The organism is Nocardia pseudovaccinii NBRC 100343, from assembly GCF_001613225.1.
Lineage (GTDB): Bacteria > Actinomycetota > Actinomycetes > Mycobacteriales > Mycobacteriaceae > Nocardia > Nocardia pseudovaccinii.
The window spans coordinates 1-12,737 of the sequence record NZ_BDBY01000186.1; the positions used below are offsets into that span (position 1 = coordinate 1).

The 12,737-nt window shown below is 64.7% G+C and carries 15 protein-coding genes and 1 pseudogene; 10 read left to right on the forward strand and 6 right to left on the reverse strand.

The window, feature by feature from the left end:
• From NP3_RS23220 to NP3_RS23250, 7 genes are all read left to right on the forward strand, one after another.
• Window positions 1-800, forward strand: an 800-nt coding sequence (locus NP3_RS23220; protein WP_218024919.1) for a BRO-N domain-containing protein, incomplete at its 5' end; no start/stop codon positions are given.
• A gap of 64 nt (window positions 801-864) precedes the next feature.
• Entirely contained in the window at window positions 865-1,098 is a 234-nt protein-coding gene (locus NP3_RS23225) for a hypothetical protein (protein WP_157124478.1), read from the forward strand.
• A 40-nt stretch (window positions 1,099-1,138) separates the two neighbouring features.
• Window positions 1,139-1,894, forward strand: coding sequence for a hypothetical protein (locus NP3_RS23230; protein WP_063043712.1), 756 nt, complete (start codon window positions 1,139-1,141; stop codon window positions 1,892-1,894).
• Window positions 1,895-2,089: 195 nt separating this feature from the next.
• Window positions 2,090-2,623 (forward strand): hypothetical protein, encoded by a 534-nt coding sequence (locus tag NP3_RS23235; RefSeq protein WP_063043713.1) that lies wholly within the window; start codon window positions 2,090-2,092, stop codon window positions 2,621-2,623.
• 270 nt (window positions 2,624-2,893) lie between these two features.
• Window positions 2,894-3,319 (forward strand): hypothetical protein, encoded by a 426-nt coding sequence (locus tag NP3_RS23240; protein ID WP_063043714.1) that lies wholly within the window; start codon window positions 2,894-2,896, stop codon window positions 3,317-3,319.
• A 254-nt stretch (window positions 3,320-3,573) separates the two neighbouring features.
• Window positions 3,574-4,095: a hypothetical protein gene (locus tag NP3_RS23245; protein WP_063043715.1), complete on the forward strand. Its 522-nt coding sequence runs from the start codon at window positions 3,574-3,576 to the stop codon at window positions 4,093-4,095.
• Between the two features lie 117 nt (window positions 4,096-4,212).
• Entirely contained in the window at window positions 4,213-4,947 is a 735-nt protein-coding gene (locus tag NP3_RS23250) for a ferredoxin reductase domain-containing protein (protein WP_063043716.1), read from the forward strand.
• A gap of 136 nt (window positions 4,948-5,083) precedes the next feature.
• Here NP3_RS23250 and NP3_RS23255 read toward each other — a convergent pair whose 3' ends face one another.
• From NP3_RS23255 to NP3_RS23270, 5 genes and pseudogenes are all read right to left on the reverse strand, one after another.
• The gene (locus NP3_RS23255; RefSeq protein ID WP_157124479.1) at window positions 5,084-5,440 is read right to left on the reverse strand and encodes a hypothetical protein; all 357 of its coding nucleotides are present in this window, start codon (window positions 5,438-5,440) and stop codon (window positions 5,084-5,086) included.
• Window positions 5,441-5,479: 39 nt separating this feature from the next.
• On the reverse strand, window positions 5,480-5,956 hold the full coding sequence (locus NP3_RS23260; protein ID WP_063043718.1) for a class I SAM-dependent methyltransferase: 477 nt from the start codon (window positions 5,954-5,956) through the stop codon (window positions 5,480-5,482).
• Window positions 5,953-6,171 (reverse strand): peptide deformylase, encoded by a 219-nt coding sequence (locus tag NP3_RS51560; RefSeq protein ID WP_084508843.1) that lies wholly within the window; start codon window positions 6,169-6,171, stop codon window positions 5,953-5,955. Before NP3_RS51560 ends, NP3_RS23260 begins: the two co-directional genes overlap by 4 nt.
• Before the next feature lie 133 nt (window positions 6,172-6,304).
• On the reverse strand, window positions 6,305-6,715 hold the full coding sequence (locus NP3_RS23265) for an HAD-IA family hydrolase (protein WP_169814553.1): 411 nt from the start codon (window positions 6,713-6,715) through the stop codon (window positions 6,305-6,307).
• A gap of 302 nt (window positions 6,716-7,017) precedes the next feature.
• Window positions 7,018-7,233: pseudogene (locus NP3_RS23270) on the reverse strand (IMP dehydrogenase); the annotation flags it as partial.
• 43 nt (window positions 7,234-7,276) lie between these two features.
• Between NP3_RS23270 and NP3_RS23275 the strand changes: the two are divergent.
• From NP3_RS23275 to NP3_RS23285, 3 genes are all read left to right on the forward strand, one after another.
• Window positions 7,277-8,479, forward strand: a complete 1,203-nt coding sequence (locus NP3_RS23275; RefSeq protein ID WP_245721079.1) for an AlbA family DNA-binding domain-containing protein — start codon at window positions 7,277-7,279, stop codon at window positions 8,477-8,479.
• Between the two features lie 488 nt (window positions 8,480-8,967).
• Window positions 8,968-9,933 (forward strand): hypothetical protein, encoded by a 966-nt coding sequence (locus NP3_RS23280; protein ID WP_063043721.1) that lies wholly within the window; start codon window positions 8,968-8,970, stop codon window positions 9,931-9,933.
• Window positions 9,934-10,069: 136 nt separating this feature from the next.
• Window positions 10,070-11,008, forward strand: a complete 939-nt coding sequence (locus NP3_RS23285) for an abortive infection family protein (protein ID WP_218024920.1) — start codon at window positions 10,070-10,072, stop codon at window positions 11,006-11,008.
• Window positions 11,009-11,122: 114 nt separating this feature from the next.
• On the opposite strand, the gene NP3_RS23290 is transcribed toward NP3_RS23285, so the two are convergent.
• Window positions 11,123-12,541, reverse strand: coding sequence for a helix-turn-helix transcriptional regulator (locus NP3_RS23290; RefSeq protein WP_063043722.1), 1,419 nt, complete (start codon window positions 12,539-12,541; stop codon window positions 11,123-11,125).
• Window positions 12,542-12,737 lie beyond the last annotated feature (196 nt).

Here is a 12,737-nt window from a genome sequence, read left to right on the forward strand (position 1 = left end):
TTGAAAGCTTTAGGTTCGAAAGGAACAAAATGAACGACATTGAGGTCTCCCGTTCCGAGTTCCCCCTCACCTCGGATTCCGTCCGCTACATCAAACTCGGAGACGACATTCTGTTCTCCGCACCCGACGTATGCCGCCCCTTGGGATACAAGAACACTCAGTCAGCCCTGGCAAAGTTGAACGAGTCTCAGAAATTGGCACTAACCTCGGCCGACGTTTCATCCGTCGATCAGATCAATACATGGATGCCCAATTCAGGACGAATGAACCTCGTCACCGAAGCCGGATTGGACGTACTGACCAGGCGTAGCGATAACCCGAATGCCGGTCCATTTCGAGACTGGGTGACCGCACAGTTGCTCCCTGCGATCCGCCTCAGCGTCCATCGTTCCGGCGAAACACCTGAAACCCCCGGACAGACAATCCATGACAAGGGTGAGATCGTCGTGGTTTCCCAGTCCACCAAGAAGGCTGAAGTCCGCCGCCTGAGCAACGGGGCAGTCCACTGCGACCACGGCCAAATGGAAGAGATCGTGTCGAAGACACGCCGGGACGAGAACGACCAACCGTTCACCTACTATCGCTGCCCCCAGATCACCGGCGCTGATCGACGCGGAGTCCGGACAGTGTGCGGCACCTGGAGTCCGGTCAGGCCCGCCAAGGTCAACTCGTCCAGTGATGTCGCGGCAACCAACCCTGCGAACCCCAACGCGACATCCACGCTGTTCCTCGAAACCGCCGCCGGTCGCATCTACGGCACACCAGGCGAGCTCGCGAAGCTGCTGAAAGCCATGAACTAACACTTCCGGCATGGTCAGGCATCCGAATAATTCCCGCATCCTAGGAGGCACGAGTATGCACATAGTGAGATTCAAGACTCCTGATGATCTCGTTGTCGGAGACAACATTCTCATGGACGTCGATTGGAACGAACATCTCGTGACAGCCATTTCCCGCGACAGCGAGACAGTAACCGTCGAGTACACCTACACCCTCGACGGAAAGGCCAAAACAGACACGAAAACCTTTCCCAAAGGATCAGGCCACAAACTCTGCTGGCCAATCGTTACGGAAGTCTCGACTGAAACCCAGGAATAAATCAACAATCCTCAGCACGCAATCGTATAGGAGGCGACCTGTGCCCGCTACAGCGCCCACTAACGACATCAACCTGGTTCTTCCCACTGCACTCGAAGGCAGCTGGCAGACCTGCGAAACTGCCACCGAAACCATCACAATCGGCGACTACACCGCCACCCTCACCCCCGAAGGCAAGGGAGCCAAGCGCAACTACAGCCTCGCCAGGCGCGGCAAGCAAATCGAAACCGGCACCTTCACGCGCACACCTCGCAAGGCCATGAACAAGCTGCTGCACCAACTGCACTTCGCCGCCCTACCTACCGGACTGCTCAACGACTGGCGCACCGCGCTGAAGAAAGTCCTGCGCGATCGCGAGGAAGCCCGCTGGACCGACACCCACGGCGGCACCTGGCGGCGCTGGCAAGCCGTCCTCAGCTCCCTCGAGAGCAGAACCATCACCGAAAAGATCCTCGAGGACTACAAAATCACCGAGGTAGACAACCAGTCGATGTTCGTCATCACCGTCCGCTCCGGCAACAACAACAGCAACCTGTCCCTGCGCCGATGGACGGTCACCGCCTGGGCTCCCCTCATCAAGGAGACCAACACAACCCTCTACCCCGAGCTGCTGGCACCCCTCAGCGTGACCCGCATCCACATCCAGACCACCAGTAGCGACGGCACCGGCGACCACCACTACGACCTCGACGCCGACACCGACTGGGGCGGCAGGCTCGCCCGGGCCCTGACCCGCGTCGCCGGACAGCTCTCGCTCTACCTGGCCGCAGTCGACGCCCACACCCTGTCCCCGTAACCAGCGGCCTCCTCCCCCGCAGCGCTCACCGCCTCGATGCGAACCCTGCGTCCGGTCCCTCGTGTGGGCGCAGGCTCGCCGGGATCCAACACCCCGGCGACACCGGCATTCCTCCACCCCGGTGCCCGAAGGCCCTGAATTCGACCCAGACGCCGAGACCGTCGGCGACGCAACCAATCCGAAGAGGAGACGCTCATGTCACACCGAGAGTTCTACGCCATTGCCAACATCACCGACCTCGAGGAAGCGTTTGCCGGGGCTGTCGAGGATGCCCAAGGCGAATACGGCACCCACTACCCCACCGGCACCATCGCCGAAGCCACCCGCGTAGTGCTGATCTCCAGCCAGCCAATGTCTCAAACCGACGCGATCACGCAGGCCGAGAAGCTCCTGGCCGATGACGACCCACGGGTCCGCGCCATCGACGAACCCGCTGGAGCAATCGCCCTCTGCGGAGGCGAACATCCCCGCACGATCACTTTCGATCACGAAACCTGGCGCGCCACAGGCAAATACACCGGTGACTGGCACGACGCGATCGCCCAGACAGCGATCAACACCCAGTACCCCGGCGAGAAGGTCATCGCGGTGCGCGGCTCCCGATACCAGGAACGGCGACACCCGATCCTCAACACTGTGCTACCGCCCCGCACCGGCGAAATCGACGTCATCACCACCGGCGGCACCGAGCACACGGGCTGGCTGTTCTTCGGCCGCGCCTCTGACTAGAAGGCATCCCCAGCCGTCGCGTCAGTTCAACGCGCCGACCACGAAGTCGAACAGTAGCCGTCCACAATCCCACTGCCTACCAGGGTTTTCGACACGTCCCCCCGATCGATCGGGACATGCCGGAGGGCAGGACCGACACGCCTGCCAACGCCGGCGCCGTCGCACGCTTTCCGTCAGAAGGCATTTCCGCACGGCGGAGCAGCGAAAGCGTCTCGAACGCACCTAGATCCGCACTCTCCCCAACCGATTTCCAAGAAGGACACCCGCCTCATGCCTAAGTCCCCGCTCCCGCTTCCCGACTGGGCCGCACCCGGCGCGGCCGTGGTGATCCTCGCCGACCGCGAGGACCGCCCGGCGGTCCGCAACGCGATCCGCGAGATCACCCCCAAAGCCATCATCCTGGACGACGGCACCCGGTTCCTGCGTTCCCAGCACCGCGCGGCGTCCAACGGCGACCACTACTTCCGACGCACCGACGGCATAGATCACCTTGGCACGGTGACCGAGATGCTGGTCAGCGCCGACGGGCCGTCGGCAAGCAGCCACTTCGCCCGCGCCCGCTACCACGAGCGTGACACCCGACTGCGCAACGCGATCCCCGGGGCAGGCCGCGAGCTGACCATTGACTCGGTGCGCGCCGCTGCGCTGGCGTGCAAACTCTGGCTCGACGAGGAGACCGCCGACCCGCGCCCATAGCCGCGCGGGCCGCCCGTGGCGACTGGGACAGCACCACCGGTCGGCATCTGGCGTCGGATCGACTTCGCTCACGATCCATCCGACCGCAAGCTTTTCGGCGGGGCCCGAGTCGTTCGATCACAGTGACAGGTTGGGGTGAGCGAAGTGGTAGGCGTGTTCTCAGTGGGTCGAGGGCCGTTTCGGCGGTCGATGGACCGACCGGACCGATATCATCAACACCAACCAGGAGCAACGTATCGAGGGGATGAGTGTGCATGGCCGATCTCGCATCCGTATACGACGAAGCAGCACAAGACACCCCTGAGTGGGACGCGTGGGCTGACTTGCGCCGCTGCTACACCCAGATCGACACACTCTTCGATGAAACCCTCCCCGCCGTCCCCACAGCCGAGGACTTCACGATCGGCGAGAGCACGCCGCCACGCCCGGAGGCCGGACGCTACACCCCCGCCATGCTCGAATGGGTCGAATACGGCGCATTCGCCCTGTTCCCGACCCGAAAAGCATTGGCGGACAATACCAAGGTCGCCGACCAATTCATCTGCTACCTGACCGAATACCTGATCCGCAACGCCGACGGGTTGCGGTTGAACGTGCCCGGCAACGGCACCCCCGTTTACGACGGCATCGGGCCGTCGGTCTGCTACAGCTACACCTCTGATGTGGACAACCCCGTGGACATGCTGCTGTCGATGATCGAACACGGCGACGGATTCACTGACGAAATCACCGACCGCACAGACGATTACACCGACTCGAAAGCGCAGCCGGAGTAGCGGACACCGTGTGAAGCGGCGGGCGGACAACAGAATATGTCCGCAGAGGACGAGAGACGCCGCCGCAGCGAACGATCCCGCAAAGCGCAGGAGCGGGGCCGCCACTTCCATCGGGGCATGGCGCAGCAACGCGGCGAAACCCGCGAAAACGGTTGGCGCAACGAACAAAAGATAGAACTCGGCAAAGGCAAGGGGAACACCAGAGTTCACGACACCGCCCGCGTCAACGAGAAGGGCGGCCGGGACTTCACCGAGTACAAGAGCAGCACCCGGATACGCGACGACCCCCACACCCTCAATCAGATCAGGCTGGACCGGGAACTACTGACCCGCGACCCGAACGCCACAGGAAGATGGGTGACACGGGCAGGGGCCGCCGATCCCATGGTCCGCAAAGGGCTCGAGGCGCTGCAACGCGACTTCCCGGACCGGTTTCAGGTGGTGGAGGTGTCCCGCGCCGAAGCGGAGAAAGCTCGCAAGCTTGGGCGGATGCTCGAGCAGCAGGCGCGTGGAGTGCAACGAGAGTTGCATAACGTGCCGGAGTTGGTACGGCAACAGCAGCAACGCCAGCGTGACCTCAATGCGCGCGTACGGGAAGCCGCACAGCGAGCCATCGAACGGCAGGCAGCTGAGAAAGCCCGCCAGCGAGAGTTGGCCCGCATCCAGGAAGCGCGAGCGCAATTCCTGGCGAAGCTGCCGCGCGAAATAGTGCGCGTCGTCGAAGTGGGGATGCCGCCACCCGCCCAAGAGTTGAACCGTGAGCCGCCAACGCCGGGTACCGGCACCACCGCTGCCGGGCGGGCAGAACGCGCCCGAGGAGTCGAACGCGGTCGCGAAGCACGTGAACGCTAGTCCGTCCATCCACGATCGCAATCAGCAAGGTCTCGATGAACGACGGACCGAGGTACGCCGAATTTCCCAGAAGGAGGACCGCTCACGACGGCGATCACCGGGTGACGTTCAACTTTTCCGTCTGTGGGTCGAGTACTCACCGAGATATGCGCGCGGGGTCGGGTTTGCGGCCGAGGATGTAGTAGTGCGCGATCGACTCCCGCAACTGTCCCGACAGCTCGCATTCGCGCAGCTGCGCTCGCAGGTCCTGTTCGAATCCCTCAGCAAGCGAGGGGTTCTCGCGGATCGGGGCTGTGTACGAGGTCGACCACAAGAACCCGATGAACTCGTCCACCGTCCAGGTATGGGGTGTCGGGAACTGGTATTCGACCACGTCGACGAATCCGGCGTCACGAAGGACGTCCTCATGCGTGCGGCGGGCCTGGCCACCGCTTCCAGTCGTCGCAGACGCCGCGCTGGCAGGGCGGCTCTTGTCGCCGGACCATCGAGCCACTACATCGACGGCGACTGCTTGCCACGGTTCGGTCCCGCTTCACGGCGTGCTGCTGCCCAGGATGGCCAGACAGCCGTCGGGGGCCAGCCACTGGTGGGCACGTTGGGCAATCAGGGGTCGGTCCAGGCGATGGAAGGCGTTGCCGATCGTGACCAGTTGCGCTGGTTCGGTGACCGCCAGGTCCTCTGCCTTGCCAACACTCCAGGTGATGTTGGTGGCGCCGGCCTGGGCGGCCTTGGTGCGCCCGACCTCGATCATGTCCGGTTCGAGGTCAACCGCTTGGACGTGGGCGAATCGGGTGTGCAGGGGAATCGCGATTTCACCCGTGCCGCAGGCGAGGTCGACCAGATGGCCCCCCTCACCCGCTCGGTCGAGGAGGTCCTCGAACAGCGACGCAGGGTAGGCCGGGCGATACTGGCTGTAGAACTCCGCCGCACCGCGGAAGAGGTTATCGCGGTAGCCGGGCCGGACAGGCCAGCTACGCGGCGTCGACGCAGACGACGAGGGTTTGGTCATATGGTCACCATTCCTTGATCTCGCGAGGTGACGAGTTCGCCTGTGAGAGTGGTGGTTTCGACGGTGATGTGCAGGGGCCGGGGCACGAGGCCGCGCACGTCGAAGAAGCTCAGGCAGCCTTCGTACTGCTCGTCGGTGTCGTCGGATTCGGCGGTGATGCGGGCGTCCTCACCCTCGCCGGGCAGGGCGAATGCCCTGGCGGGTTTGTCCAGGATCGCGGTGCCTGGCCTGCACGATCCCCAACTCCCGCATCGTGGTCGATGGCTTGGTTTCGATCACGGTTGAATCCCTTCCTGCGGAATGGTTTCCGGTGCTGACCGGTGTGCCGATATCGGTCCGCCGCAGTGATCAGCAGTCTGGTTGGGCGTTGAACAGGCGCGTGAGCTCCTTCACGGTGGTTTCGGGATCGACCGCATGGACGGTGCCCATTCCCAATTGCCGCGCCGGTTCCAGGTAGTGCGCGACATCGTCGACGAAGACGCACCGGCTGGGGTCGACACCCAGCCGGTCGGCAGTCAGTTCGAAGATGGCTGGCTCAGGCTTTCGGAGTCCGACCTCGTGGGAGAGCACGACCACGTCGAAACGGGTGGCGAGGTCGTAGGGCTGGTACGGGTCATACGGTCCGGCACCCCAGGAATTCGACAGGACCGCGACGCGGATTCCGTTGCGCCGCAACCCTTTGATGGCCTCGGCCACGACATGCTCGAGGTCCAGGTCGGTGAGGATGCGCCTCAGCAGGTGGTCGGGATCGACCGTCACCAACACACACACCCAATAGCATCCCCAGCCCCCGAACTCCCTTCCACCGGCGCCGAACCGCGTTCCCGCACAGGCAAACCGATGTCAAACCATCCTCACACCAGACCGATGATGGAATCCGAGCACGGACAGACAAGCGCAGGTCGGGGCCGAGGTAGGCGGGGGTCCTCGAGGAAACACATGTCCTCGAAGGCCACGGTCACCTGCGCGGCCGCAGCGCGGAAAGCCAGCACGCGCTACAAGACCGACCTCGAAGCAGGCGCTTGTGTCGAGTTCGTCTCGACTACACGATTCGAAAAGAGCTACGGCCGCGACGAATAGTTGGGGGCGTCTGCGGTGATCGCGACGTCATGGGGGTGGCTTTCGCGCATACCAGCAGCGGTGATACGCATGAGCTGGGCTTGTTGCAGGTCGGCAATGGTGCGTGCGCCAGCGAAGCCCATTCCCGCGCGAAGGCCACCGACAAACTGGTACAACACATCGGCCAGGGGGCCGCGACAGGCGGTGTGACCTTCGATAGAGCTGCCGTAGAACAGCAGCATTGTCGATACGCTGCATGCCGTGAACCCTATTGGCCCGCTGTGGGATCCCCGCACCGAAGACGCACTGCGCCAGGCCGCGGCCGACGGGATCCTCGAGGAAACACATGTCCTCGACCTCAAGCGAGAACTCGAGCCCGGGCAGTCGGCGAACAAGAAGATCGCCTGCGATATCGCGGCATTCGCCCTTGACGGCGGCATCATCATCATCGGCATCGACGAGGACACCACCCCGCCCAGCCTGTGGCCCGTCGATCTCGACGGTCTGGCCGAGCGCATCGAGAGCATCGCCGCGACAGCAGTGCGGGAAGGCGTGCGAATCCGTTCCACCCCTATCCCGGCCAGCGAAGGTGCCGGCAAGGGGTATCTGGTTGTGCACGTGCCGCAGTCACCGCGGGCACCGCATATGGCAGGCGGTCGCTACTACGGGCGCGGCGACAAACAGAACCGCGTGCTCGACCACGCCGAAGTCCTGCGCCTGCACGAACGCCAGATCAACGCTCGCACCGACATCGTGGCCGAAATCCACCAGGCCGTCACCGATCTCGGCCCGCGCAAGGGAATCAACTCGATCCTCGCGATCGCTGCCGAGCCCCTCGGCGCACACGACCAGATGCTGGTGCCCCTCGCCGAGTCCCCGAATTGGTCGACCACGATCCTCGAGCTTGTCCGCGCCGCGGAATCCAACAGCGGCGTGACCGACCCCAGCCTGCTGCGCGGGCCCGCGTTCGCGCGGCGGCCTCATGCCGTCGCGATCACCACCGGAATGCACGACGGCAAACGCTGGAACGGTGAGGGCCGCTCAGCCGAACTGCGGTTCCGGGAAAACGGCTCGCTGTTCTTCGCCTCCGAACGTGGGGTGACCCCCGCCGGATCGCAAGGCAACACCTTCACCAGCAACGCGATCTTCGAGACACTGATCGTCGAACGTGCCGACCTGCTCGTGCGCCTGGCCGCCCTGGTTGCCCACGCCTACGAATTCGCCGGTACCTGGCGATTCGGGTTGGTGCTGACCGGCACCCGCGACGCCACCTCCTACACGCTCAATGCCGACCCCCTCGCGCCGCACAGCGAGCCGTACTTCGCCGACAGCTACGAGCACACCGCCGAAACCGCGCTGCTCGACCTCGTCCACGACCCCCGCGACACTGTCAAAACCCTTGTCGCGCCACTGATTCGCGGTCTCGGAGCCTACCGCCACTGGGAGTCGTACTTCACCGAGTAAGCCAGATCGGCGCCAGGTCCTCAGCTGCAAAGCAGCGCGTCGAGGCCTCGCGTAGCTGGGCTGGAGGGCGCTGCCGAGATCAGAGCGTCCCGGGTCGCTTCTCTCTACTCGGCCAGTCGCGGTGATCCGTATGCGGTGGCGAACTTGCTGGTCGCGGGCCGCAATCGTCGCAGATTCCTCGCGGTCACTGCACATGCGGTTGGTGATTCACCGACCTCAAGATCGTCGGCAAGCTCGCCCACCGGCCGCTGCGAAACTTTCATCTCCCACCGCGTGTGTGTGGTTCGCCGGGACGTCTGGATTCGTCCTGCATGATGGCTAGCAGGACGATCGTGAAGACGCACACGATCGAACGGGGAGGAGCAGAACCTCATGCTGGAAGCGGTCACTAAACAGGGAGAAGCCGCGCTACTAGTCCGGACTACGATGACGCCCTCTGTCCGAGCGACTTGTGTCGCAAGCGCTTCGGCGCTCAGGAAGGGGCCGTCGTGCCGGTAGCGCTGTTGGTGGCAATCGTTCTCGTCTTCGGAATCCCTGCCGCGGCGTGGGCCTGGCGAACCTGGCGGCGTGAAGGGAACTTGGCCGACCAGCTGACCGACTCCTTCTGGATATGGGTACTGGGGTCGATGGCGACACTGGGATTATCCGGGCTGATCAGGGGGTCGCTGCCGTCGAGCTGGGCAGCGCTGGCGTGGTCGGTGCTCACCCTCGCTGGGCTGGCGGGGTTTCCGGTCGCTGCCGCAGTAGTCGAAGTCCGCACGCTGCGCCAAGACAACCTCCGCCGGGCCGAACTGGGGCTGGTTCCTCGACAAGCGCTGCTACCTGCTCGCCTGGTCCGGCTGCTGTGGAGCCTGGCCCTGGTCGCCTGGCCCGTCGCGTTCGTCTGTGCGGCCTATCTCATCGACCGGATCTGGCGGCCGCCGGCCGAAGACGGCGGAACCGGCATAGCCGTCTTGTTCGGGATCGTCATCGGCGTGGAACTCGCCCTGGCCGTCGGGTGGGTGATCCATCCGAAATTCATTCAGCCACGGCGCATTCGTGCAGACGAACAACGCATCCGCGATGCCGACAAGAAGACCCTGGGCATCACCTCGGTGAAACCCGAGCGGCCGGTCGGCACCGCGGTAGCAGAGCAGAGCGCCCTCCCTTCCACCGCCGCAGCGGCACCGTCGCGGTGGCGCACGGCAGCCACCGTGCTGATGCCGACAGGGCTCGGCGTGCTGGTCTGCTTCGCCGGACCAGCGTTGGCAGGCGACGAAGCCGGCCAACACGTCGGAGCGACACCTGTATGGGCCGTGACCGCGCTGCTGACCGGAATCATCACCAGCGTGCTGATGGCCGCCAGCGACCATCTGCTCAAGACCGGCAGGTCAAATGCCGCCCTCAACACCATGCTGGCCACATACATGGGAGTCGCCACGGTCGGCATGTGCTTGGTCCTGATCCTGCTGTAGCGACTGCACACACGGAAACCAGGGCCGGCGTCGATCCGGTTCGCCAGTTCCCGCGTCCGAGCCGAGAGACCGTTGGGCGCCACAGCATTTGCGCGTGGAGGGCTGCGCGTCGGTGGTCGGCAATAGTGTGTGGCCCGTGAATCGAGTCGATCTGATCAGCGTGGGCACACGCAACGCATTCCGCGCCCTGGCGACAAATATCCCGCAGAACACCGTCGCCAGTTTTTGGGAAGACGAAGGATTCGTCGCCGTCGATCAGCTCGACTACGACGACAGCAGTGTCCGGCGCGTGACCTTCCAGACCTACGCCGCCGCAGTCGACTGGACCGACATCAACCACGTCCAACGCGCCCTGCGCGCCTTCGAGTGGGAACTGAAATGGCTGGCCCGCAACGCATACCACAACGACAGCGACTTCGATGGCGTGTGGGAACGACTCGACCGCGACGGCCTCGCACTCGACGCCAACCACAACATCACCTGGAAACACCCCAAAGGCCTCGAACACAGCCTGGCCTCCCTCAACGACGCCTCCGGAATCCGCGACGAGATCGACCGCGCCCACCAGACTCTCCTCACCGACCCCGCTGGCGCGATCGGCGCCTCCAAACAGCTGATCGAAGCCACCGCCAAATACGTCCTCACCGAGCTCGGCGTTCCACTCGGCAAGAATCCCGACCTCCCCGATCTGGTGAAATCGGCCCAGCAAGCCCTGCACCTGCACCCCTCGACTGTCAACGGCATCGGTCCAGACGGCGCCGGCGGCCTGCGCAAGATCCTCGGCAGCGTCTCGACCATCGCGATCGGCCTCGCCGAACTGCGCAACCTCGGCTACGGCACCGGCCACGGCCACGCCAAATCCCCTGTAGGACTTGGCGTCCGGCACGCACGACTGGCCGTCAACGCCGCGACCACCTGGTGCCAGCTCCTGCTGGACACCCTCGCCGACCCCAAAGCACCATGGCGCAACGCCGCGGCGACCAGCAGTTCCAGCACCACCCAGCCGCAGCCTCAGATACAGTCGCCGGACAACGCCCACTCCACACACGCTGCTGCACAAGGCGATTCACTGTGACTGTCTATCGAACCGCGTTGCCAGGTGACCGCTCGGCATTCCTGCTCGCGCACGCAAAATCGCGGCCCGTCACCCGTACGCGCATGCCGCGCATGCGATGGGCTTAGACCTGGCTTAGACCAGCCCGGTGCGGCCGCGGGCGCGTTCGAGTTCCGATCGGGTCAGGACCGTGCCGGCAGGCCACTTCTTGGCGATCAGCGCCTCAAGCCCTGTGGAGGCACCGTAGTAGGCGTCGGCGGCCGGGGCGTTGATGTCGTCGAGCAGGCGGTCGATCAACACCGGCAACGTGTGTGCCCCGTCGTAGCCGTAGGACAATCCGTAGCCACTGATCTGCGGCGCCAAGAACAGCGAGCCAGCTGCGTCCCGGATCCAAATCTGTTGCCCCAGGATCACTTCGGCCAACCGGGCCGTCGTCGGCAACCGCCATGGCGACACCGTCCGCAGCTCCCCGGAGCGTAGGCGCACCACGGGCGCGTCAGTGACCGGATCGGTGAGAAACGCTGCGACCTTGTCCTGCTCGTCGTCGAGGACCAACTCGAACGCGGCGGTCAGCCGCGACACCGGCTCAAGCCGGATTGCCCACTCCGCAGCCACCACATCATGGGGAGCGATGTTCTCACGGCAGCCGTAGGGCAGCGAGTCACCACCGTTCCACGCAACAACTTCCCGCACCGCAGTCTTAGCCAACGAATCGGCTCGCGAGAGGACCTCCAGCCAGCCCGCGCGGCACACAGCATCCGACAGCGAGGCCGGCTCCGGAGTCGGCATCGGCTCGGCTGCGAGCTGCAGCCACTGGGCGCGCTCGTCCTCGACAACGGACCTGATGTCACTGTGAGCATCGCGAGTCGCTCTGGCCTGTACCCGCTGCACCAGCTCCACCAATACCTGATGGGCCGGGAAGCTCGGATCCAGTGCCGCGGCCAGCCGCAGGATCGGGCCCGCATCGATCTCCGGAACAGCGGCGACCACGTCGGTGGTGCCGGGCCGCCACCGGCGCATCACCTCCGGCACACGCAAAACCGGGGGCCAGTACGGCGCCGCGCCGCCGAGTACCCTCGCCAGATCCGACCACCGCCACTCACCCACCCGATCACCGTGCTCATCATGCACAAACAACACCGGCCCCGACCGACTCACCTGACCGTCGATCTTCACCACTCTGCGCACCATCGGCCAAAGTGCCGCGGCCTCGTCGAAGAGCACATGCCGCAGCGGCGGCAGCTTCCACACCAGCCGCAGCCGCACACCCTCCACACTCCAGTCCTGCACCGCCGCGCCGGCAATCTCCCGCACACCGTGGTACTCGACCTGCCCTGACCAGTACCGCAACGGCGCCACCTCGGCCAGGTCCGGGTGAACGCCAGCCAGCCACACCCATGCCTCCGTGGCTTCCCAGCAATCCTCGGAGTCGATTCGCCTCGGCGGCGGGAAACCATGCCGCTTCACCTGCCGACGCACCCAGCGGTCCTCAAGCCCGAAGATCTCGCACACTTCGCCCAGGTTCAACAACTCCGGCGTATCCGATCCAGCCACGAGCCACCCTTCTCCGTCCCGAAACTGCCTCTGCCGCACCAGGATAGGCATCCCGCGGCACCAGGACCCGCCTCGATCCTGGGACGCCGGGGATCCCCGGGTAGGAACTCCGTTCGAAACACGGTGGTCGGGTCGTTCCCAGAGCTATGTCGGTGCGTCGTCGTAGGCTGGCCGCCATCCAGGGGTTCGCTCGAAA

What these genes read in the sequence shown, in the direction of transcription:
- NP3_RS23260 (WP_063043718.1), bottom strand. Translation starts at nt 5,956, where the DNA reads ATGACCAAACCCTCGTCGTCTGCGTCGACGCCGCGTAGCTGGCCTGTC.
- NP3_RS23250 (WP_063043716.1), top strand. Translation starts at nt 4,213, where the DNA reads ATGGCGCAGCAACGCGGCGAAACCCGCGAAAACGGTTGGCGCAACGAA.
- NP3_RS23240 (WP_063043714.1), top strand. Translation starts at nt 2,894, where the DNA reads ATGCCTAAGTCCCCGCTCCCGCTTCCCGACTGGGCCGCACCCGGCGCG.
- NP3_RS23235 (WP_063043713.1), top strand. Translation starts at nt 2,090, where the DNA reads ATGTCACACCGAGAGTTCTACGCCATTGCCAACATCACCGACCTCGAG.
- NP3_RS23245 (WP_063043715.1), top strand. Translation starts at nt 3,574, where the DNA reads ATGGCCGATCTCGCATCCGTATACGACGAAGCAGCACAAGACACCCCT.